Origin of the sequence: Sporocytophaga myxococcoides (assembly GCF_000775915.1) — a bacterium.
In the GTDB taxonomy this organism is placed as follows: domain Bacteria; phylum Bacteroidota; class Bacteroidia; order Cytophagales; family Cytophagaceae; genus Sporocytophaga; species Sporocytophaga myxococcoides_A.
Map to the genome: position 1 here is coordinate 39,240 of NZ_BBLT01000005.1, position 22,867 is coordinate 62,106.

Annotated in this window: 21 protein-coding genes and 1 tRNA gene; 16 read left to right on the forward strand and 6 right to left on the reverse strand. The window is 34.6% G+C overall.

All coding sequences use genetic code 11. The features are described from left to right. The first annotated feature begins 25 nt into the window (after positions 1–25). Positions 26–727: a bacillithiol biosynthesis deacetylase BshB1 gene (bshB1, locus tag MYP_RS12785; RefSeq protein WP_045464077.1), complete on the forward strand. Its 702-nt coding sequence runs from the start codon at positions 26–28 to the stop codon at positions 725–727. Between the two features lie 11 nt (positions 728–738). Here bshB1 and pdxH read toward each other — a convergent pair whose 3' ends face one another. Then, a complete protein-coding gene (pdxH, locus tag MYP_RS12790) occupies positions 739–1,386 on the reverse strand; it encodes a pyridoxamine 5'-phosphate oxidase (protein WP_045464086.1) in 648 nt (215 codons plus the stop codon). 224 nt (positions 1,387–1,610) lie between these two features. On the opposite strand from pdxH, the gene MYP_RS12795 reads away from it, so the two are divergent. The 6 genes from MYP_RS12795 (at position 1,611) to MYP_RS12820 (ending at position 7,688) form a co-directional block, all read left to right on the forward strand. Beyond that, a complete protein-coding gene (locus MYP_RS12795; protein ID WP_045464089.1) occupies positions 1,611–2,153 on the forward strand; it encodes a YqgE/AlgH family protein in 543 nt (180 codons plus the stop codon). A 21-nt stretch (positions 2,154–2,174) separates the two neighbouring features. Then, positions 2,175–4,028 carry a DUF349 domain-containing protein gene (locus tag MYP_RS12800; RefSeq protein WP_045464092.1) on the forward strand — a complete coding sequence of 618 codons (1,854 nt, stop codon included), beginning with the start codon at positions 2,175–2,177 and terminating at the stop codon, positions 4,026–4,028. 87 nt (positions 4,029–4,115) lie between these two features. Then, a tRNA-Thr gene (locus MYP_RS12805) sits at positions 4,116–4,188 on the forward strand. Positions 4,189–4,267: 79 nt separating this feature from the next. After that, positions 4,268–5,737 (forward strand): sensor histidine kinase, encoded by a 1,470-nt coding sequence (locus tag MYP_RS12810; protein WP_052430171.1) that lies wholly within the window; start codon positions 4,268–4,270, stop codon positions 5,735–5,737. A gap of 16 nt (positions 5,738–5,753) precedes the next feature. Next, complete coding sequence (locus MYP_RS12815; RefSeq protein WP_045464095.1) at positions 5,754–6,185, forward strand: response regulator; 432 nt, start codon at positions 5,754–5,756, stop codon at positions 6,183–6,185. 333 nt (positions 6,186–6,518) lie between these two features. Further along, a complete protein-coding gene (locus tag MYP_RS12820) occupies positions 6,519–7,688 on the forward strand; it encodes an AAA family ATPase (RefSeq protein WP_052430172.1) in 1,170 nt (389 codons plus the stop codon). Positions 7,689–7,734: 46 nt separating this feature from the next. On the opposite strand, the gene MYP_RS12825 is transcribed toward MYP_RS12820, so the two are convergent. After that, a complete protein-coding gene (locus tag MYP_RS12825) occupies positions 7,735–8,067 on the reverse strand; it encodes a hypothetical protein (protein ID WP_045464097.1) in 333 nt (110 codons plus the stop codon). A 751-nt stretch (positions 8,068–8,818) separates the two neighbouring features. Here MYP_RS12825 and MYP_RS12835 point away from each other — a divergent pair. Beyond that, positions 8,819–9,343 carry a DinB family protein gene (locus MYP_RS12835; protein ID WP_045464103.1) on the forward strand — a complete coding sequence of 175 codons (525 nt, stop codon included), beginning with the start codon at positions 8,819–8,821 and terminating at the stop codon, positions 9,341–9,343. 13 nt (positions 9,344–9,356) lie between these two features. On the opposite strand, the gene MYP_RS12840 is transcribed toward MYP_RS12835, so the two are convergent. Further along, positions 9,357–11,351 (reverse strand): 7TMR-DISM family protein, encoded by a 1,995-nt coding sequence (locus tag MYP_RS12840; RefSeq protein ID WP_197060075.1) that lies wholly within the window; start codon positions 11,349–11,351, stop codon positions 9,357–9,359. 301 nt (positions 11,352–11,652) lie between these two features. Between MYP_RS12840 and MYP_RS12845 the strand changes: the two genes are divergently transcribed. Genes MYP_RS12845 through MYP_RS12855 form a run of 3 tightly spaced genes read left to right on the forward strand, consistent with a single transcriptional unit; the run spans position 11,653 to position 17,125 of the window. Beyond that, the gene (locus MYP_RS12845; RefSeq protein WP_197060076.1) at positions 11,653–12,939 is read left to right on the forward strand and encodes a TolC family protein; all 1,287 of its coding nucleotides are present in this window, start codon (positions 11,653–11,655) and stop codon (positions 12,937–12,939) included. A gap of 15 nt (positions 12,940–12,954) precedes the next feature. After that, complete coding sequence (locus MYP_RS12850) at positions 12,955–14,019, forward strand: efflux RND transporter periplasmic adaptor subunit (protein WP_045464109.1); 1,065 nt, start codon at positions 12,955–12,957, stop codon at positions 14,017–14,019. A 1-nt stretch (position 14,020) separates the two neighbouring features. Continuing rightward, a complete protein-coding gene (locus tag MYP_RS12855) occupies positions 14,021–17,125 on the forward strand; it encodes an efflux RND transporter permease subunit (RefSeq protein ID WP_045464112.1) in 3,105 nt (1,034 codons plus the stop codon). Between the two features lie 18 nt (positions 17,126–17,143). Here the strand turns inward: MYP_RS12855 and MYP_RS12860 are convergent, their stop codons facing one another. Continuing rightward, positions 17,144–17,752: an acyl carrier protein phosphodiesterase gene (locus tag MYP_RS12860; protein ID WP_045464115.1), complete on the reverse strand. Its 609-nt coding sequence runs from the start codon at positions 17,750–17,752 to the stop codon at positions 17,144–17,146. 387 nt (positions 17,753–18,139) lie between these two features. On the opposite strand from MYP_RS12860, the gene MYP_RS12865 reads away from it, so the two are divergent. The 4 genes from MYP_RS12865 to MYP_RS12880 all read left to right on the forward strand — a co-directional run bounded on the left by MYP_RS12865 (position 18,140) and on the right by MYP_RS12880 (position 20,409). Beyond that, a complete protein-coding gene (locus tag MYP_RS12865) occupies positions 18,140–18,679 on the forward strand; it encodes a glutathione peroxidase (protein ID WP_045464634.1) in 540 nt (179 codons plus the stop codon). 91 nt (positions 18,680–18,770) lie between these two features. Then, positions 18,771–19,613: a glycerophosphodiester phosphodiesterase gene (locus MYP_RS12870; RefSeq protein ID WP_045464118.1), complete on the forward strand. Its 843-nt coding sequence runs from the start codon at positions 18,771–18,773 to the stop codon at positions 19,611–19,613. A 15-nt stretch (positions 19,614–19,628) separates the two neighbouring features. Then, positions 19,629–20,102 carry a DUF6495 family protein gene (locus MYP_RS12875; RefSeq protein ID WP_045464120.1) on the forward strand — a complete coding sequence of 158 codons (474 nt, stop codon included), beginning with the start codon at positions 19,629–19,631 and terminating at the stop codon, positions 20,100–20,102. A 13-nt stretch (positions 20,103–20,115) separates the two neighbouring features. Further along, positions 20,116–20,409 (forward strand): RNA polymerase alpha subunit C-terminal domain-containing protein, encoded by a 294-nt coding sequence (locus MYP_RS12880; RefSeq protein WP_045464122.1) that lies wholly within the window; start codon positions 20,116–20,118, stop codon positions 20,407–20,409. A gap of 59 nt (positions 20,410–20,468) precedes the next feature. Here the strand turns inward: MYP_RS12880 and MYP_RS12885 are convergent, their stop codons facing one another. After that, positions 20,469–21,239, reverse strand: coding sequence for a class I SAM-dependent methyltransferase (locus tag MYP_RS12885; RefSeq protein WP_045464124.1), 771 nt, complete (start codon positions 21,237–21,239; stop codon positions 20,469–20,471). Between the two features lie 103 nt (positions 21,240–21,342). Here MYP_RS12885 and MYP_RS12890 point away from each other — a divergent pair, with 103 nt between their 5' ends. Next, positions 21,343–21,720: a MerR family transcriptional regulator gene (locus tag MYP_RS12890; protein ID WP_052430176.1), complete on the forward strand. Its 378-nt coding sequence runs from the start codon at positions 21,343–21,345 to the stop codon at positions 21,718–21,720. Positions 21,721–21,722: 2 nt separating this feature from the next. Here the strand turns inward: MYP_RS12890 and MYP_RS12895 are convergent, their stop codons facing one another. Further along, positions 21,723–22,850, reverse strand: coding sequence for a WG repeat-containing protein (locus MYP_RS12895; RefSeq protein ID WP_197060077.1), 1,128 nt, complete (start codon positions 22,848–22,850; stop codon positions 21,723–21,725). Positions 22,851–22,867: the final 17 nt, after the last annotated feature.

Here is a 22,867-nt window from a genome sequence, read left to right on the forward strand (position 1 = left end):
AAAGATATAACTGCTTTTAATACCTATGAAATTAGATATGCTGGTGCTTTCTGCACATCCTGATGATGCGGAATTAGCCTGTTCAGGGACTATAATCAGCCATATTGAAATGGGAAAGAAAGTGGGGCTGGTAGATCTCACCCGTGGCCAGTTGGGTACAAGAGGTACACCTGAAATCAGGGAGATGGAAGCAGAAGCAGCTGCTAGTATTCTGGGGCTTGCAGCTAGGGAAAATCTTGGATTTGAAGATGGATTTTTTGTTGAAGATAAAGACCATATAATTGCTATTGTAAAAGCAATCAGAAAGTACCAGCCAGAGATTATAATCACCAATGCATTGCATGACAGGCATCCTGATCATGGAAGGGCTTCAGATCTTGTATCAAGAGCCAGTTTTCTTTCAGGGCTTATAAAAATTGAAACGGGACAGAAGGCTTGGAGGCCAAGGAATGTATATCATTATATACAAGATAGATATATAAAACCAGATCTGATAGTAGATGTAACTCCTTATTGGGATCAAAAAATAAAAACAATTAAAGCATTTCGTAGTCAGTTTTTCAATCCAGATAGCGAAGAACCTGGCACTTATATTTCTTCACCGGAATTTTTATTATTCATTGAAGCCAGAGCATTAGAATTAGGGCATTCTATAGGGGTTAAGTATGGAGAAGGATTTACATCTGAAAGAAACATAGGCATTAAAAACATGTTTGAATTGTTGTAAAACCTTCCTGATCAAGGAGCAAGTCGGCCTTTAATCCATCCGTTATTTTCTCTTTGATAAAATATTCTGTCATGAAGTCTTCCTGATCTTCCTTGCCAAAATTCAAAATATTCAGGTATGATCCTGTATCCACCCCAGTGCTCCGGTCTTTTTACTTCTTTGTTTTCATGGTCAGCCAGCGATTTTTCAAACATTGAATCCAAGTCACTTCTGGAAGAAATAATTTTACTTTGAGGAGAAACAATAGCGCCTATCTGCGAAGCTTTTGGCCTGGAATAAAAATATTTATCAGATTCTTCATGACTTACTTTTACAACCTTGCCTTCAACTCTTACCTGACGCTCTAACTCAGGCCAGAAAAACAATACAGCAGCAAAAGGATTCTCAGCTATTAACTTACCTTTTTTACTCTCATAGTTTGTGAAAAACACCAAACCTTCATCTAATCCTTTTAAGAGAACTATTCTTGAAGAAGGTCTGCAACGACTATCACACGTAGATAAGGTCATGGCAGTAGGTTCGTACAAATTACTTTTTACAGCCAGATCCAACCATTCTTGAAACTGGTCCAATGGATTTTCTTTTACATCAGACTCAGATAGTATTTTAAGTTTGTATTCATTTCTAATGTCTGATAAATTTTGCTCCTTGTTGTTCATGCGCAATAGGTTGTAAAAACAAATGCCGGTAAGGTATGTTTTTTAATTCAGAATTGAAGTTAGGTATTAAATATGAATTTATTAATAATATCTTTTAACTAAATATGAAAAACTTGCAATGTACCCTTAGTACTTGTATAATTGTTATAGTATGATATATTGATAGATATTTATTAAATAGCTGATATCAAACATTTTCAGATAAAAAGAATTTTGATTTACGAATGTTGAAGATAGGTAATGTAATAATATCGGAGCCATACCTGGGTGATGATAACTTTGAACGGACTGTGATTATTATGTGTGAGTATGGAGAATCGGGAGCTCTGGGGCTTGTGCTCAACAGACCTACGATTATTACGCTTAATTCTGTTTTGGAAAGTGTAAATTCGGAAGAGCTTTTGTATATTGGAGGACCTGTTGCACAAGATTCGCTACATTTCATTTTCAGAAATAATTATAATATTGAAGGGGCAGTAAAGTTAGGAGATAATTTATACTGGGGAGGAAATTTCGAACAAGTACTAGACTTGTTTAATAATAACCTGGCCAATGCTGAAGATTTCAGATTTTTTCTGGGGTATTCAGGTTGGGAAGGTGGGCAGCTGGAAAACGAATTTAAAGCAAATTCATGGATTGTAAGCCATGTTGAAACTGAGGATATATTTGATATAGAGCCTGCTAATCTTTGGCGGGAAATGTTGAAGAGTATGGGGGGGAAGTATAAAATGCTATCGAATTATCCTATTGATCCAAGATTGAATTAAAAATTTTTAAAAGGTAATACCATGAGCAAGGAAAAAGAACTTTTGGGAAATGACAAGATAAAGGAAGGCGGAAAGGGCGAGGAGGTGGCTACTCCTATAAAATCTATGATAGATGAAATGGATGTTCATGATGAAGAACATGCCCATGAACATATTAGTGATCTATCACAACTTTCAAAAGAAGATTTGCTAAAGTTGCTTGAAGGCATGAAGCTAGATGAAAATCTCAGCAAAGCATCTGCAATGCTAAAGCAGATTAAATATCATTATGATCATTTGCTGGAAGTTGAAAAGAATGAAGCATTGAATAAATTCCTTGCCAATGGGGGTGAAGAAACCGATTTTGATTATCGAAGAGATAATGTGAGTTTAAAGTTTGATAAACAATATGATCAGCTACGCCACAAGTTATCAGAACACTTTCTTAACCTGGAAAAGGATAAGGAAAAAAATCTGACGAAGAAAAACGAGTTGCTAGATAAGCTCAGAGCATTGATCTCTGCTGAGGAAACTCAGACAAGCATTACTTCACTGAAAGAGATTCAGGAAGAGTGGAGGAAAATTGGCTCAGTACCTGCTGCTCATACTCAGGAAATATGGGCTAATTATAATGCTTTGGTAGAGCGATTTTACAATAACAGAAGTATATATTTTGAACTGAAGGAGCTGGATAGAAAGAAAAATCTAGAAGCTAAAATCGAAATATGTGAAAAAGCAGAAGGCCTTGCTGAATCGAACCAGACAGTAAATGCTCTGATTAGAGAACTTAAAGTTCTGCATGAAGAATTCAGAAATATTGGACCTGTTCCGAAGGAGGATCAGGAAGTTCTTTGGAATAGATTTAAAGTAGCTTCCGATAAAATCTATGAGAAACGAGGTGAATATTATAAGGAATTAAGAGAACGTCAGGAACAAAATCTTGAAGTCAAAATAAAACTAGCTGATGCTATTGCCGGATTCGCTCAATTCCAGACAACTAGAATTGAAGAGTGGAAACAGAAGACAGCAGAGCTGCTGGAATTACAAGAGAAGTGGAAGCAGGCTGGAGGTGTTCCTCAGGATAAAGGAAAAGAAATATCAAAAAGATTCTGGAGTGCATGTAAATCCTTTTTCCATAACAAAGAGGTATTTTTCAAACACCTTGAGGTGGAAAAAGAAGAAAACCTTAAGAAGAAAATTGCTTTGTGTGAAAGAGCTGAAGTTTTAAAAGATCAGACTGATTTTAGCGGAACAGCAACAGAATTAAAAAATCTTCAAAAAGAATGGGAAGCAATCGGCCCTGTGCCAATAAAAGAAAAAGAGCCGATTTTTAAACGTTTTAAAACTGCTTGTGACCATTTCTTTAACAAGAAAAGGGAAATGCAGGCAGAACATGAAAAGGAGTTTAAAGATAATCTGGAAAAGAAAAATGCTCTTATTCAAAAATTGGAAAAACTTAATTCTGAAAAGGATTCCAATCCGGATGATTTAAAAGTTATACAGGATGAATGGAAAAAAATAGGTTTTGTGCCTAAAGCAGAAATGAAAGATATCAATGCAAGATATCAGAGAGCTGTTGATAATTTCCTTGGGCATCTTGAAGGAGATAAGTCTGAAGTAGACAAATTAAAGTTAAGCCTTCAGATTAATGCATTAAAAACAAATCCTGAAGGTGGAAAAAAACTTTATCAAAAAGAGAAAGAAATTCACCGCAAAATTTCAGTGCTAAAGCAAGAAATTGATCGTTTGAATACCAACCTGGAATTTTTTGCAAAATCTGCAGCAGCAGACAAGCTGAAAAAAGAATTTTATTCAAAAATAGAAATGGCTCAAAATGAAATAGATGAGCTAAAAGATCAATTGAAAATGATAAAAGATGCAGAAAATGAAAAATAATTTTTTTGAATTGTTTTGGATATTTCGAAAAGTCCTATACTTTTGCACTCGCTTTTAAGGCAAACGAAAAAGCAAAAACAAAATAAAGCCTCCATAGCTCAGCTGGTAGAGCAACTGACTTGTAATCAGTAGGTCGTTGGTTCGATTCCGACTGGGGGCTCTTTAAAGGCACCTACATAAACCTGTAGGTGCCTTTTTTGTTTAAAACATTAACAATATTAACCTGTTATATATTGTTTATGAAACTTAGATTATCTGGTAAAATTATAGCAAGTTTTTCTCTGATCATCATTTTTTCATTTATTAGTTTTGGAGTCAATCTTAAACTTTCTTCGGATGTAAACAGGAACACAGAGTACCTTACCAAGTCTGAGGCTATTATTCGCAACTCTGCTAAAATTCATAAGATTATCCTCGAAATGCAGTCTAATTTCAGAGGTTATTTGCTTACAGAGAATAAATCATTTTTAGACCCTTATTACTCGAGTATAAAAGACCTGGGAGGTATTGTGGATGAACAACGTAAGCTCATTTCCGATTCTCCTGCTCAGATAACCAGATTCAATGAGATACAAAAGTTGCACAACCAATGGCTGGTATATGCCAATGACCTAATCCAGGCTAAATTCAAACAAATTAATCCTAAAGTAATTTCAAGCGAATATGAAGTTCTTTTTGAAGAGAAATTAAGAAAAGAATTCGGGAAAAAAATGACCGATGAGATTTCTAAAAAGTTCAAAGAGTTTGATAAAACCGAATACAGGGTTAGAAAAGCCAGGAGGGAAAAACTGAATGAGTCTATTGCCATAGCTAAGCGTGTCACAATGTTATTGGCAATTATTACAATTTCAGTTGGGGTAATAAGTGCGTTTTATATCACTCATATTATCATAAATAGAATTAAGTCTATGGTTAGCCTTGCGGATAATATCTCTAAAGGCCAATTTGAGGCTATTAAGGATACTGAAAAAGATGAGTTGTCACAATTGTCGGATTCTTTAAATATTATGTCAGAGAAGTTAAAAAAGAGTTTTTCTGAATTGGATAATTATGCTTATGTAGTTTCTCATGATTTAAAGGTACCTCTGAGAGGTATATACAATCTGGTTCATTGGATGGAGGAAGACTATGGTAGTGAATTTTCCCCTGAGGTGCATAAGTATCTTGATAAGTTAAAAGGAAGGGTTGAGCGTATGGAAAGTCTCATAAATGGTTTGCTGGAATATTCAAAAATAGGAAGAACCAGTCAGCCTCTTGAAGAGGTAAATGTGAACGAACTGCTTGCAGATATTGTGGATTCTATTGTTCCTGGTGATTTTGAAGTAAGGGTATCCAATAAGATGCCTGTGATTTTTACTGAGAAACTGAGAATTCAACAAGTGTTTTCCAATCTGATAAGCAATGCAGTAAAGTATAAAGGTAACAAACCGGGGATTATTACGATTATTTCAAAGGAGATTCCTGATGGGGTTGAATTTACTGTGGAAGATAATGGAGTAGGTATCTCTCCAGAATATCATAATAAAATTTTTGGATTATTTCAGACTTTGCGTGAAAAGCATGAAGTTGAAAGCACAGGTATTGGATTATCCATTGTGAAAAAAATTATAGAAGATAAGAAAGGGAATATAAGAGTAGTTTCAAATGAAGGAGAAGGAGCTGCCTTTATATTTACCTGGCCTGCCATTAAAGTTGGCTTTCCAATATAAATAACCAGTAATTCTTATGAAAGAAATTTCAATTTTATTAATAGAAGATGATGAATTGGATGTCATTAGTTTTGAGCGTGCTTTAAAAAAAATAAATCTGCCGATTCTTTTGCATACAGCCTTTAATGGAATAGAAGCACTTGATCTCTTGAAAGGTAAAAATAGAATTCCTATTCCGGATATAATCGTTTTGGATCTTAATATGCCTAAAATGAATGGCGGTGAATTTCTGACAGAATTGAGGAAAGATAATACATTTAATAATGTTAAAATCTTTATTATGACAACTTCCAATGAAGATAGGGACAGAAGCAGAGGCGAAGAGTTCGGGGTGACAGGTTATATTATCAAACCTCTTAATTTTAATGAAAATACAAAACGTAATGTATCAATGGATAATTTTATGCATTTTCAGATTATGAAAATGGTGGGAGATCAATTGAATTGATTTTTGCTATTTTTATGAGTTTAACTCTGTATTTTTTCTTTATTGGCATTCCAGTCTATTGTCATTATTCTATAGTCTGAAGCATACTTCATTGTATGTCATAAAATAAGGAACAACGGGAGTTGGATAAATATTTCTTATTTTTTAAAAATCTTTCTTTTGTCGATTATCACCTTAATAATTTTAGGATTTGGACTTGTGTGCCTTATAGTATCCTCGATTGACGGAGATCTATATGATTTCTAGTCGAAATAATCGACATCGGGTTAGTAGTCAGTTTGTTATTTTTGTACCTTTAGGTATAATACCAATGAGTATAATATATAAGGTTCTATGATCATATCTCCCTTTGCATATGGTAATACTGTATCTTCTACAGCATTTACCAACCGTGAAAACGAAGTAAAGCGCTTAAAAGATAATCTTTTGAATGGCATAAATACCACCATAATTTCTCCCCGCAGGTGGGGGAAATCATCGCTTGTTGAAAAAGTAGTATCTGAAATCAGTAAAGAATATCCGAAAGAATATAAAACTGTAGTAATTGATCTCTTTACTCTTGGAAGCCAGGAGGAGTTCCTTGAAACTTATGCCAGGGAGGTTATAAAAGCATCCTCTGGCAAGTGGCAGGAATGGATTGGATATGGTAAGGAATTATTTAAAAAGCTTATACCCAGAATAAATCTGGGGCTTGACCCTGAAAATGATTTCAGTCTTAGTTTTGACTGGAAGGATCTCCGTAAACATAGCGAGGAGATTTTAAACCTTCCGGAAACCATCGGACAAAAAAAGGGCATTAAATGGATCATTTGCCTTGATGAGTTTCAGAATATCTCTGGTTATAATGATTATGAAAATTTTGAGAAAAAACTTCGGGCTGTATGGCAAAGACAGAAAAACGTAGCTTATTGTCTCTTCGGAAGCAAGAGACATATGATGGCTGATATTTTTAATAATCCATCAAAACCTTTTTACAGATTTGGTGATATTATGCTTTTACCAAAGATAGAGGAGAATCGTTGGGTTGACTTTATAACTTCTAAGTTTGCCGAAACCAATAAAATAATTAGTAAAGAAGATGCAAGACTTATAGCTGTGCTTATGAAAAATCATTCCTGGTATGTGCAACAACTGGCGCACTATACCTGGAATAGCGCATTGCCATTAGCAACAAGAGTTAATATTGAGAATGCTCTCCTGGAGCTTATTCAGGCCAACACTCCTTTTTACCAGAAAGAGGTTGAATCTGTAAGTGTGACTCAGCTGAATCTGTTAAAAGCAATAGTTAAAGGCGAAACCCAGCTTACATCGGCACAGGTGATGAACATTTATCAGCTGGGAACCCCAAGAAATGTCAGTAAAAATAAAGTTATACTTTTAAATGCTGATATTGTACATGAAATAAATAATACCTATGAATTCCTAGATCCGGCTTTTGAATTGTGGTTCAGAAAGCAATATTTCAATCAGCCATATTTTAAGAAGACTGAAAGTGTTGAGTAGTTACCTGTATGATTAAGTCAGGCATGAAGTGACTTAATCAAGTTTATTAAATAAGCAGGATTTGTGGGACAAAGACAGGTGTTGGACCTGACAATGGACAGAGTAACCTTACTTCACAAAACAAATCATTACCTTCGAAATAAGCTATCCCATTAATAATCTTTTTGACAATAACTTGTCCATGTTCCGGAGCAAGTGCAGTGCTGCCATCTATAATATTTTCTTCCAGTCTCAGATGCCCCTTGATTCTGCTATCAGGTTTAAAGGTATAGCACAAATATTCATAGTGTATTGGGTAAATCTGATCTTCAATTAAAACGCTGGATCTATCGGATTGAATTACTCCTATATGATTGGAATCTTGTCTATATTCGTCCATAGTTTAGTGAAAAAAGTTTAACTGAATTGAGTAGCCTAAAAACTGTATTTCATGCGTATTTCGGAACTATAGGAAGTTGTTGGTCATAATGTTTATAGTGGAAATGCCATTCCAGATATATCCGAAATTCTATAATTATGATATTGTAATTTGTAAAGGAAAGTTAATTAATTTATTTTAAAATATTTTACCTTGGGGGAATTTTTAAAATAAAAAAAACTATGTTTAAACAAGTAAGGTTGAGGGGTATTGCAAATTTGAAATTATTATCTTAGCTAGTGACAATGTAAATTAGCATAAGACCTGCAGTACCAATAAAGCAATAGCCAATACTGCAAAGAATAATAAACAGGCCAATTGAAAAACCAAATTCACTCTTTATTTTTTTTGCTTTGAGGATTAAAATATATCCTGATAATATTCCTAGTGTTCCGCAGGGAAACATTGTAATTAGAAATAATACCCAGAAGATCATTTCTGTTTGATTGAAGAAAATCTGGTCTAGTATGAAGATTAGTAATAAAAAAATAGGAATAGCTAAAATTACGCTTGTTAGCAGGAAAATTTTTAATAAACTAATGTTCTCCAATCGGAAAAGTGAATAGATGTTCAAAATCTTATTTATTTTAGTATCTTATTTTAAATGTATTGAAAAAAAGACATTCTTAAGTAGGATTCTGCCGAAACCTTTTGCTGCATGATCATTTTTTTATATTTGCATAGTCTAATCAGTTAATTATATAAACACTTTATGAATAAATCAGAAATAAATCCGATGCCGGATTTCTTTGACAGGTACATAGATCTGGTAGAAGAGCAGGATCTTGTAAAAGCAATGAGTTTATCCATTCAAAACCTTAACATGCTTGATCTTTCATTATATAAAGAAATAGGTGACCATGTGTATAAACCGGGAAAATGGACTATAAAACAAATAATTCAACACATAATTGATAATGAAAGAATACAGTCTTACAGGGCTTTAAGGTTTTCCAGGAAAGATGAGACGGTATTGCCAGGATATGACGAGACATTACTAGCAAGTAATGCAGACACAACAAACAGAACTATAAAAGATTTGATAGATGAATTAATTGTAGTGAGACAATCTTCTTTACTGCTTTTTAAATCATTTTCAAAAGATATGTCTCTTAGTAAAGGCATTTGTTTTAACAGAGAAATATCTGTCTTGGGACTGGGCTTTGTAATTATTGGTCATGAAACGCACCATTTCAATATAATAAAAGAAAGATATTATCCTCTGTTAAATAAGTAGGGTAATGTAAGGATTAAGCTGGACGGGGTTGCTCCTTAGCTGTATTGCTATTATAAAATATCTTGCCCCAATCTTTTGAATTCAATTTACCTGTTCCCGAACTATTAATTGAATCTATAATCTTCTTCTTAAATGCCCAACAAGTCTTTTGTCTTAATTTAAGTTTTTCGGATAACTCATGTGATGAAATATTCTTATTGGCTAATACAAGATACGACAGATAAAATGTTTGTGTAATAGGAAGTTTTGAATTGTGAAAGATGGTATATGTAGTTACAGATTCATCATAACCGCATTTGGTGCATCTTTTAGAGTATGGGGTTTTGCCTGCGGATGAATTTTTATTGCTACATTTTTTACAAATATATCCCTTGGTCCATTTAATTTCTGACAAATATTTAAAGCAGCTCTCTTCATCAGGATATATCTTTTGAAACTCTTCAAGTGTAACATCTTTGAGCATCAAACGAGCCTTGGTAATATCTTTGATGTTTTGGTTTAAGGCTTTGTTGTCAATTTCCAGAAGCTTATTCAGTTCCTCTATCTGTTTGCTTTTTTCTTCAAGGTTGGAAAGGGCAATAGCCAGTTCCCTGTTCTTTCTGTTGACTTCTTCTGTTCTTTCTCTAACTTTAAGCTCCAGTTCTTGATTTATTGAATCTTTAAGTTTTTCATTTTCCTGCAACTGCATAATGAGCATTTTGTCAATGCGCGTTTTCTCCTCCTTTTCAATTTTTAATCTTTGTCCTAGAGCTGAAGAGAACAACACTACTTCAAGAAGGAAACCAAAATTAAGACTATAGACCGTATAGATATTGGTTGCAACAAATCCGTTTATTCTTAATATAAAAATTGAAAACGATATCAGGAATAATGAGAAAGCAAGAATAAAATATTTAGCAGACTTATTTCCCTTTCTGGTGGCAGTAATTGCAGCTATGAATATCAGTATAAAAGGAAGGAGATAAAAGTACCTTATCCATGAAATCTGCAGAAAGAAATTGTTTATGCAAAACATAATACAGTAAATGATAAGGCTAATGTCAATCCCTTTTCTTAGCTTAGGTGCATATTGTTTAAGGGAAAGGAAGGTTTTTGAATAAAATACAAACGCTGTAATGAGCAATATCGGAGCATATTGTATCAACTCATTGAATCCTGGAAAATCAGGCCACACATATTGAAAACCAAGACCGTCTTCTGAAAAGGAATTTAAAGAATAGCATACTACGTAAGCTACATAATATAAATAGACATTTTCTCTTGTTGAAAAATAGATGAATATATTGTAGACGGACATGATGAGTAGGATACCATAGAAAATACCGAGGTAATAATATTCACTTAAGGCGTAATCCAGGAATTTCTGAGGAGTTCGGATGCATATGTCCGGTCGAGTGAAATAGTTATTTTTTATTGAAAAAAGGATTGTAGCCTTATCATCCTTATAAAACTTAATAGGAAATATAAAGTTTTTATGTTTCGAAATTCTTGATGAAAACTCGTCCAGATAGCCAGTTTTTGAAAAATGAGTGGTGTCATTTCCATAAATGACAAAAACATTTATGGCTTGTATATGAGGATCAAGTATTTCAAAGAACCATTCCTTTTGATCCTCTGATTTATTAGAAACTTCAATCCTGAACCAGTAGGTAGAGTTTTTGTCAAATTCACTTGATTGATAGTGGTTGTAGGTTTGAAAGTTTTTCTGCCTCAGTTGATTAACAAATAGTTGATTTGAAGCGTCTTTATAAAACTTAAAATAAGTGAAAATACTGTCCTCTCTTGTATCAGTTGTATTCTCATTCAAAATAAAAACACTGCTGGAAAAGCCTTGTCCAGTGAGAGAAAATAGCAAAAAGAAGGATAGTAGTTTGAAATACTTCATTAGACTCTCATAGCTCATTATCAACTTATGAAGATAGTAATTTTCCGACACTTTATTGAAATAATTTAAGGTAAATTTTATAACACGTTTTGCATTAATATTAGAAATTAATCGGGTTGCCATAAATTCTATAAACATTAAGGGGGGAAAATGTATTAGTATTCAATCGGGAATAAAAAGTTCTAACTTTTATTTGAAGCAATGCATCGATAGAGGTCAAAAGTCAGATCGATTATAAATAAAAAATAAAATTCCCTCAGTTTTTCTGATGTATATAGGTAAGGCAGGTACAATATTTACAGAAATTGTTTTTTTTCATCTGATTCTTCCCTTAAAGAGAAGTTTAAGAATCAGTAAGTTAAATTATTTTGTATGCATTGTCTCTTTTTCGCTTACTATAAACTTAACATCTGGTCAAACTACTATGGACCTTTCTCAATGTATAGACTATGCATTGGTACATCATACAGATGTTCTTTCAGCTCATATTGATGAAGAGATTGCTTTACAAAATATACGAAAGACAGCCGCTTCTGGCTACCCTCAGATAAATGTATATGGCACATTTGATGATAATATCAAAATACCTTTGGTTGCATTGCCTGCAATATTTTTTGACAGAAGTGCTCCAGCAGGTGCCATTGTGCCTGTTCGTTTCGGAGTACAGTACACAAGTGCTGCTTATGCTCAGTTAGATCAGATTATATATATGGGATCCTATTGGGTAGGGCTGAAAGCATCAAAGGTAAGCAGGGTTTATTATTGCCAGTCTTCTCAACAGGTTATTGAAAATACTATTTACAATGTAAGCAAATCATACTTTCAATATCTTGTTTCTGTTCAACGAGTGGAAGTTCAAAAATCTAATCTCGAGAAAAGCCAGAACCTTTTTCAAATTGTCGATCTTCAGTTTAAAAACGATGTGGCTACTAAAGCAGATAGGGATCGGGTATATGTTGATTATAGCAATCAGCTTACTGAATTAAAGACACTTCAAAGAGCTGTCAAGGCTTCTTTAAATCAATTAAAGTTTCAGATAGGAATGCCGGTAGGCGAACAAGTAGAAATTGCAACTGTAAATACAGATACTACTGCATTATTTCAGTTAGAAGAGTTGCCCGATAAGCCGAATTACTGGAAAAGAGCTGATTATAAACTGATGCAGACCAAAAGAGAATTGGGAGCTCTTCAAGTGAAACAATATACTTCTGAGTATCAACCACAACTCACGGCTTTTGGTAAATATCAGTATCAGTCATTTTCGGAAGAGTTCAATCTTTGGAAGAAGGAATGGTTTAATAGTCAGGTCGTAGGATTAAGGCTCACAGTGCCCGTTTTCAGTGGCTTCAAGAGAAGTTCTCAGGTACAGCAGTATAAGCTTGAGTTAAAAAAAATGGAAATCAGTCTATCAAGATTGGAGCAGCAGATCAATATAGAGTTGTCCAATGCTTTTGATGATTTTAATACCTCTGTGGATAATATAAGGCTTGCAGGAGAAAATATAAAGCTTGCACAGCTTGTTTATGATAGTGAAATATTGTCTTATAAGGAGGGTGTTGGAGCTTATTCTGATTTTCTTAATGCGACGAACTCTTTGAAAGTTGCTCAGGTAAATTACATAACATCTCTGTTTAACGCATACCTGGCCAGATTGGAGCTTGCAAAGTCTCAAGGTAAAATCAGTGAAGTTATTAAGTGGATTGGGAAATAGTTAATATCAAGAACGATGACAAAGAAGAGAAGCTACGTATTAATTATTGTATTAGCAATAATCTTTGTGGTGGTTGTGTTGAGGCTTTGCAGCAATAAGAGAGAAATTGATAAATCTAAACAGACAACAACGACTTCTCCAAAAGTAAGTGTAAATGTCTACAAAGTAATCAGGCAAAATATTTCTGAAGAGTTGCAATTGTTAGGGACTATTATCCCAAATAAAACTACTGTTGTTATAACAGAAGTTCAGGGTAAGATTATAGATCTTCCAATTGAGAAAGGTGATGTAAAAGAGAAAGGAGCTCTTTTAGCTAAAGTGGAAAGTAAAGAGCAGACAGCGGCAGTTAATAAATCAGAACTTGCGTTGGAAAAGGCGAAAAAGGATGTTGAAAGATATACAAAGCTATACAAAGGAAATGCTGTGACGAAGCAGCAGCTTGAAGAAGCCAAAATTGCACTTAAAACAGCAGATTTCAACCTTCAGCAGGATAAAAAGAAATTATCCAATGCTTCGATCAGAGCCCCTTTTAAGGGGATGATTACAGAAAGGTTTGTAGAGCCTGGATCTGCTGTGTTAGCCGGTAATCAGATTGCAAGAATTGTAGATGTGTCTTCCTTAAAGATTGACTTAGCCGTTGCAGAAAAAGATGCCTATAAGCTTAAGCTTAATGATAAAGTTAAAATTAGAACCAATATTTACCCCGATACTGTTTTTCAGGGAATCATTACTTTCATAAGTCCTACAGGAGATGATGCTCATAATTATAATGTTGAGATCAGGTTTCAGAATCCAAAGGATAACCCTCTGAAAGCCGGAACATTTGTTAATGTTGCTTTTGGTATTCTGACACAAGGAAACCCTTTAGTGATACCAAGAGAGTCTCTTGTCGGAAGTGTTGATGATCCTCAGGTTTATATTATTGAAAAAGATACTGCGAGGCTACGATCAATAGAAATAGGACAGTCCTTTCCTGAAAAAGTTGAAGTAACCAAAGGTTTGAAAGATGGAGATCAGATAGTAAAAACAGGATTAATAAATTTAAAAGACAAAACACCTGTTCAGATAATAGGTCAATAATATGTCGATTACAGAAATAGCTATAAAGAGGCCGACTTTGATCGTTGTAATATTTACAGTGCTTTCGATTGTAGGTATTATATGTTATCAAAGGCTGAATTATAACCTGTTCCCCAAGTTTGAAATGCCTGTTATTTCTGTGGTTACACTTTACCCGGGAGCTTCTCCAGGAGTAATGGAAACTTCTGTTACCAAACCTTTGGAGGATGCTGTGGCTACGCTTGAAAATCTGGATAAGATTGCTTCAATATCTCAGGAAGGAGTATCCTTTATTACCATTCAGCTTACCAATGATGCCAATGTAGATATTGCCCTTCAGGATGCACAGAGAAAGATAAACTCTGTGTTGTCGACACTTCCTGACGATGCAGAAACTCCTTCTTTAAATAAATTTTCCTTTGATGACCTTCCAATTTTACAGTTCAGTGCATCTTCAAAATTATCACCAATGGAGTTTTATCAGCTCATGGATGATCGTATTCGTCCAGAGCTGTCAAAGATTCCTGGTATGGGGCAAATAACACTTGTAGGTGGTAAAAAGAGGAAGATAATGGTTAATGTGAAAAGGCAAAGGTTGGAAGCTTATGGTATTTCTCTTTCTCAGATTGTAAACGTTATTAAGGCTGGTAATCAGGAAGTGCCTGCAGGTGAAGTAAAAGCAAAGAAGGATCAGTTTGATTTAAGAGTAGAGGGAGAGGTAAAGTCTCTGGATCAGTTGGCTAATCTCGTTGTATTATCAGGAAAAAACGGAGGACTTGTCAGATTATCCGATGTTGCAGAGGTTACAGATGCAACGGAAGAGGTTGAAACTTTAAGTCGTATCAATTACAAAAGTTCCATTGGAGTTTTAATTCAAAAGCAGACGGATGCCAATACAGTACAGGTTTCGGAAGAAGTAAAAAAAATGCTTCAGGGCCTTCAGGAAGAGTATAAAGATATAGATCTTAATTTTATTGTTTCATCAGATACATCCACGTTTACTCTTGCCGCCGCACATTCTGTACTTGAAGATCTTATGTTTGCAGTTATTCTGGTGGCCCTTGTAATGCTGGTGTTTCTTCACAGTATAAGAAATGCGGCAATAGTAATGGTGGCAATTCCACTGTCCATTGTTTCCACTTTTATTGCAATGTATATTTTTAATTTTTCACTTAACCTGATGACATTAATGGCTTTATCACTGGTTATAGGTATTCTTGTCGATGACTCTATTGTGGTGCTGGAAAATATCTATAGACATCTTGAAATGGGTAGTGATCAAAGAACTGCTGCACTTGAAGGTAGGAATGAAATTGGATTCACAGCATTATCTATTACACTTGTTGATGTTGTTGTATTCGGGCCGCTTTCACTCGTTGGAGGATTAATAGGGAACATTCTTAGAGAGTTTTCTATAGTAGTCATGGTGTCCACACTTATGAGCTTATTCGTTAGTTTTACGGTGACTCCTATGTTGGCATCGAGATTTTCCAGAGTACTTAAGTTTTCCAATGAGACTTTATTTGGAAGGTTTAATAACTGGTTTGAAAATAAATTTGAAGATTTAAAAGAAAATTATACAAAGCTTCTTAAGTGGTCTTTGCAACACAGGCTTATTGTGACTTCCATCATTGCATTGATGCTTATAGCCTCATTTTCTCTGATACCGCTGGGTTTGATCGGAAGCACTTTTATTGCAGAAGGTGACAGGGGAGAGTTTGTTGTTACTCTTGAGCTTGATCAGACCAGTACATTGTATAATACAAATCAGATTACAAGTCAGGTAGAAAAAATAATCCTGAAAAAGCCTGTTGTCGTAAAGGTGTTTTCTACTGTGGGCCAGTCTTCTACCTTGGGCTCTAATCAACCAGCCAATAATATTTCACAGCTTACTGTCATTATGACTGATAAAAAAGAAAGGACTATTACAGTGGATGAATTTGCGAATGAAATTAAAAATGAGATTTCTCAAATTCCCGGTATTAAAGTTACATCTACTCCCACTGGTCTTACCGGTGCTGCAGACGATCTCCCCATTCAGATTGTAGTAAGAGGTGTTGATCTTAAAAGTGTAATGTCATATGCAAACGAAATATTAACCACAATAAAGAAAATTCCGGGAATAAGTGATCCTGATTTGTCAGTGAACGAGGGTAACCCGGAACTGGAGGTGAGACTTGATAGAGATAAACTCGCTAAATTAGGGTTGACAGTTGCAGATGTGGGGGGAACGCTAATGACAGCATTTACTGGAAATACCGATATTAAATATCGGGAAGCTGATGAAGAATATGATATCAAGATAGTATTAGATCAGTTTGACCGAAGAAATGTTGATGATGTAAAACGACTTACTATTAGTAATTCAAGAGGAGAACTCATAACTATGACTCAGTTTGCGGTAATTCAGCAAAGCAGAGGGCCATCCAAACTCGAGAGGAACAATCGTATTCCATCTGTTACAGTAAAGTCAAATGTAGTTGGCCGACCTGTAGGTACAGTAGGCGATGAAATTCAGGAAAAGGTAAAAGGACTTAAAAAACCTGCAGGTATAAGCTTATCCTATGAGGGGCAGCTTGAGCAACAGGCAGAGGCTTTTACTAGTCTTTTATTAGCCTTTATGATTGGTATTGTATTCGTTTATCTGATCATGGTTGCACTTTATAATTCATATGTATATCCCTTTGTGGTTTTGTTTTCAATTCCACTTGCCATTATAGGGGCCTTGCTTGCATTGGCTCTTACTAAGGAAACCCTGAATATATTTTCAATTCTGGGTATGATTATGATGATGGGATTGGTAGCTAAAAATGCCATTCTCCTGGTTGATTTTACCAATAATATGAAAGAAAAGGGGGTCAATACCTTCGATGCGCTGATTGAAGCCGGAAGAGAAAGGATAAGGCCTATTTTCATGACAACTTTAACAATGATTCTCGGAATGATGCCTATTGCGCTTGCATCCGGGGCTGCATCAGAGGCTAAAAATGGCCTGGCATGGGTACTTATCGGAGGATTAACCAGTTCAATGTTTTTAACATTGATATTTGTGCCGATTGTCTATGAAACTATTGATAATATTATTTTAAAAATCAGGAAAAGATTCCATAAAGAAGCAGATGCTTAAAATTGATTCCCTGTATACCTAAGCATATATTTTCTGCTGTAACTCAGTGATTTCGAAATTAACAAACGTTTCTTTTTCAATATCTTTCATAAAATACATAAAATCATTCTGAAAGGTGCTGTAATTTTCCATCAGGTCAAATATACTTTCTTCTGAATTGACTCCGACTCTGGAGGCATGGGTGAGTTTTCTGATAATGGTATGAACACCTTCAATGGTTTTATAATTGTCTAACCATGACTTCGAAAGAATCTCCGGGAATTTTGAAATAGTACTGTTGGGTAGAACCGTGAGATTTTTAATTAATACATTATGAATTCTGGCAGCAAAAATATCATATGGCTCATTAGAAAAACTTTCCCAATTTTTTGCTAAAAAATGATCAAAGAATACTTCTATAATAGGGAAATTATTTTTTTTGTTCTTCAATCTTAATCTATTCATGCTGGTGTGCATGCGTGGATGTTCTATGGCTAACGTCTTAATTCTCTTATTCAGAAATATACCTTCGATAATATCATTGTTAAATTTCTTATAATTAGAAATCTTCGACAACTCAGATAGTAGAACACCTAATATCTTGTCTCTGGATTCTTCAGCTTTAAATGCATTAATTATAAAATTCATAGGGTCTTTGTTCCGATTACAATACTAATTTGGATATTTAATTTCATAAAAACAATGTTTTATGGATGTAAATAATTGATAATCAAAATATTACATTGTTGTTTGAGGCGCAACTTTACCAATTGTTTATTTTATTAAAAAGTTGAAAATTCGAAAGAATTTAGCGTTTTTTATATGATCTTGAAATAGAAGTTAGGCACAAACATCGCATTATTTATTTCTTAACTTTTTCAAAAAAAATCTACGAATAATAAATTATAAGTATAAAATTGGACAAAAATTGGCTATGGAAATTCCATTTTCTATATTGAACTTATTTAATTGTTTTTAGTATATAACTTTATGACTATCAGGCAGAAAATAACAAAATGGCTTTATCCTTTAATTATGAAATTATCTAAAAAGGATAAGGCTAAAGCAAAAGTGCTTAGTAATGAAGAGGATATAAGTGCGCCGGTTTCATTTTATTCACTAAAGGCTATCGACAACAAAGGGCAGGAGATTTTACTGAATCAATTTCAAGGAAAAAAGACTGTTGTGGTTAATGTAGCCTCAAATTGCGGTTATACCTCTCAATATGATGCTCTTGAAAGGGTTTATGAGAAAAATAAAAATAACCTGGTAATTCTTGGATTTCCTGCAAATGATTTTGGAGGTCAGGAGCCCGGATCTGATCAGGAAATAGATAGTTTTTGCAGAATCAATTTTGGGGTTTCTTTTCCTCTTTTTAAGAAAAGCTCTGTACTTGAGCAAGATAAAAATGAGGTTTTCTCCTGGCTGATGGATCCCTCCAAAAATGGGTGGAATAGTCAAGCTCCGGTTTGGAATTTTTGCAAATATGTGATTGATGAAAAGGGAAATTTATCTGGATTTTATGGTTCTGCTATAGATCCTGAAAGCGATCTATTTACTAAGGTCATTAAATAAAATGTTTTCTAATGGTACTTAGATTTAAAAGGAAATGCTGGCTGAAAATTAATTAAAATTTAGATAAATTCGTCTGAGATTTTTACCAATCATGAGACGAATATATTTTTCAATAGCTATAATTCTTAGCTTATTCATTTTTAGTCAGTGTAAAAAAGAAGTCGATGCATATCCGGATCGCCCTTTACCTGCTCCGGAAACAAAAATTTTGGCTCATAAAGGTGGTGGAGGGGGAGGACCGTTTCAGGAAAATACAATAGAAGCTGCTATTTATGGTTTTGAACAGACTGAAGGGATTGAAATTGATTTGCAGTTAAGTCGAAACAATACTATCTGGCTTTTTCATGATGAGTTTTTCTATGAATGCAATGGTAAAGACAAATCCAGAATTCCTGGTCAAACTGACAATGAAATCAGAACATTCATAGCTTGTCAGACTCAGCCATATAAGTTATCTACTCTTGAAGAAGTCTTTCAATATCATAGAAATCATCATCTTAATAAAAAGATTTCTCTTGATGTAAAATCCTGGTTACCTACAGCATATTCTAATACAACTTCCTATATGGTCCGGTTAGCAGATCAAATAAGCGATCTTGTGAAGGCCTATAGTATGCAAAATTATATTCTTGTAGAGTGTGAAAATGCTGTATTTTTGAATAGAATCAAGAAAAACAGGACTGGTGTAGAGACTTACCTGACCACTTTTGGTGATTTCTATGAGGGAATGCGCAAGGCATTAAAGGCCGGATATACAGGCTTGTCCTATAAGTACGGTGGACCAAATACTTTGACAGTTGAAAATATGGAATTACTTCGCAGAAAAGGTCTTAAAATCGAAATCTGGACGTTGGAAAGCAAAGATGAAATTCTGAAGATTGCGGAAGAATTAAAGCCTGATTATATTCAGACAGATAATGTGTTACTTCAATAAAAATAAATAAAATTAATGTCAGAATACAGACTCCTGAGTCTTGAAGAGCTGCAGGAAATGGAAAAAGAGTTTGTTAATTACCTGGTCGTAAATGGTATTGCTGCCGAAGACTGGGAACGAATGAAAAATGAAGAACCAACTAAAGCTGAAAGGCTTATAGAGCTTTTTAGCGATATGGTTTTTGAAACGATCATGAGAAATGTACAGTATCTTGAGTATAGAGAGAAAAAAGAAATCATCACATTTCAATGTCTGGAAGATAAATTGGTGTTGGTAGGAATGAAAGCAGATGGAGATTCGGACGCAGATTTTACTTCTCAGGAGTATATTAAAAAAGCCATGGTGAGTCCTCCGGATGGACTAAAAGTGTACACTTCAGAGAAAAAATATCAGAAAAAAAGAGAAATTGAAATTTTTGAAATGACACAAAGAGGTTGTATTATTAGTGAAGGTAATATGTTTAAAACGCTTTGTCTTGCTCTGGAATAAAATCATATAAACCATGTCTGCTTCAGAAAAAAAACTGAGAACCTGCAGGGAGGGGCATCAATATTATAAGACAAGTGATTGTCCTGTTTGCCCTGTATGTGAAGAAATGCGCAAGCCCGATAGTGGTTTTCTTTCTTTAGTTTCTGCTCCGGCAAGGCGTGCTTTGGAAGGAAAAGGAATTAATACACTTCAACTATTATCACAATATAGTGAGAAAGAAATTTTGAAGCTTCACGGAATTGGTCCTACAGCTATACCTAAACTTCGTGAGGCCATGAAATGTGAAGGCTTAAGTTTCAAAGATTAAATAGAACTTCAAATTAAATCCCGGGACTTTTAAGTTTATCTAATCCCGGGATTTTTTATTTACTGTTTGATTGCAATTATTCTTATTCTCACATAGTCTGCAAACCATTTCCCATCCCGGAATAATCTGCTCATTAAAGAGTTTTGGGTTAAGTCAAGAACACCTTCAATCTCTTGCTCAGAAAGGCCTTTAAAGAACTTTTCGCCAAACATTCTGAACCAGTCTTTTACACCATTTACATTATCTGTCAACTCAGTTGGTCTGTCAAAATGAACAGCATAAATAACTCTGAAACCTGAGTTCTCAAGAAGAGATGTAAATTCACCTATGGAGGGAAAATACCAGAATTTTATATTTGAATTTTCGGTGTGTTTTCTGGCAATAAATGAATTATTCAATGCATTTAATATCTGCTGTACATTTCCTTTTCCACCAAATTCAGCAACAAAACGTCCTCCATGTTTCAGTGCATTGTATACATTGCATACGACTTTTTGTGGATTCGCAATCCAGTGAAATACGGCATTTGAAAATACAGCATCATACTTCATATAATCATCCATTGCTTCTGCATCTTCAACACGGAACGGGATGTGAGGGTAGGTCATTATAGCAGTCCTGATCATATCTTCAGAATGATCACTTCCTTCTACAAGAGCTCCTGAAGCTGCTATAGCTGCTGCCAGCTGACCTGTTCCACACCCAAGGTCAAGGATATGTTCTCCCTTTTTCGGATTCAGAAGTGTTACAAGGTCTTCTCCAAATTCGGATACAAACTGATGTTTAGTATCATATAAGGAGCTATTCCATTTAATCTTATTTTCATTCATAATAAATCAATTAATTTAACATTGGTATGTTGCGCATAACATCCGGATGTGAAAACAAAGATAACGTTGGAGTCTACTCCATGGTCAAGGAAAATTTTTAGATTTGGGAAAAAAAGACAGAATGCTTATTGGTGAAATTTCAGTATTAACAGGCCTTTCCAGAGATACCATCAGATATTATGAAAGGATAGGATTGATAAAAATCAATAAAAGACAAAGGCGAGATAATAACTACAAAGAGTATTCTAATGAAATTATAGAGAGACTTGAAATCATAAAGCGGGCAAAGTATCTGGGCTTTTCCTTACAGGAAATTAAAGAATTAATAGATGCCTGGGCCAATAAAACGCTAACAAATGAAGAAAGAATAGAATTGTTTGAAAGCCGGATAGCTCTGCTTGATGAAAAAATATTGAGATTGAATGAGGTTAAATCTTTAATCCGAAAAAGAATAAAACAAATTAAAGAAGATGGAAAGTAAAGCTATTTAACTAGCATAAAATCGCGTACATCCTCAAATTTGGGTGGGATAACGACTTCTCCGTTTTTATTAATAAATCCATATTTTTTACCTTCCTTAAACCATGCCAGATTATTATGGAAGGCTCCTGCAGATTCAAATTTACATGGTATGATTTCTTTTCCTTTAAGGTCAATAAAGCCCATTCTGCCATTAATAAAAATAGCCGTAAGGCCTTCATTTATCTTGTTCACTACTTTATAGGTTGGTCTGACTACCCATTTGCCGGAGGGGTTAATTAAACCGTATAATATTTCGCCATTTACCCTTCCTGGAAACCATGCAACATCATTTTTGAATTTGAGCAGATTGGAATATGCTTCATTATAATTATCAATTTCAACAATGAGGGTGGTATCTTTAAGAGGTAATATGGTAAGCTCTTTCATATTGATAATCATCCAGGTGCCTCCATTGATTCTTCCGTTTTCATATACTCCCCCCTGATTGGCAAAAGCTTTTTCTTCACTGAAGTTTGTTATCCAACTGTATTGATAGGGTACGAGCGTATTTCCTGTTTTATCGATGACTCCATAAAGGAATTTACCATCCATCGTTTTTTTTCCTGTAATAGCAAAATTTTCCTGGAAATTGAATGCTGTGTCCCAACGGGGAGAGATCAAAAGTTTTTTTTCTCTGTTGATATAGCCTGCCTTTCCGCTTTTGAAAACAACCATAGCTTTTCCATTTTCAAAGTTACTGCAAAAGCGAAACTGAGCAGGTATCACTTTTTTTCCTACTGAATCCATAAATCCATAAAGTCCGTTTTCAAGAAATGCCAGTCGTCCTTCTGAAAAGTGCGAAAAGTTAAACTCGGGTAATTGGATTACCCAATTGTTATTCTTATCAATAAATCCATTTTTGATGTCGTCATTGGTATATTGAACAACTTCAGCAACATTGTCATGGAAATTATTGGCTTCACCATATTGAGGAGCTATAACCCAGTTTCCTGAGGGGTTAATAAACCCCCATAATCCACCTGATTTTGCTGGGGCAAGCAATAGGCCCTGCTGGTCGTCCTGGCCTTTTAAGGTTGATATCAGACAAAATACAAATAGCAATAAAAGTTTATATGCTTTAGTATTCACTTCCGGAAATGATGAGT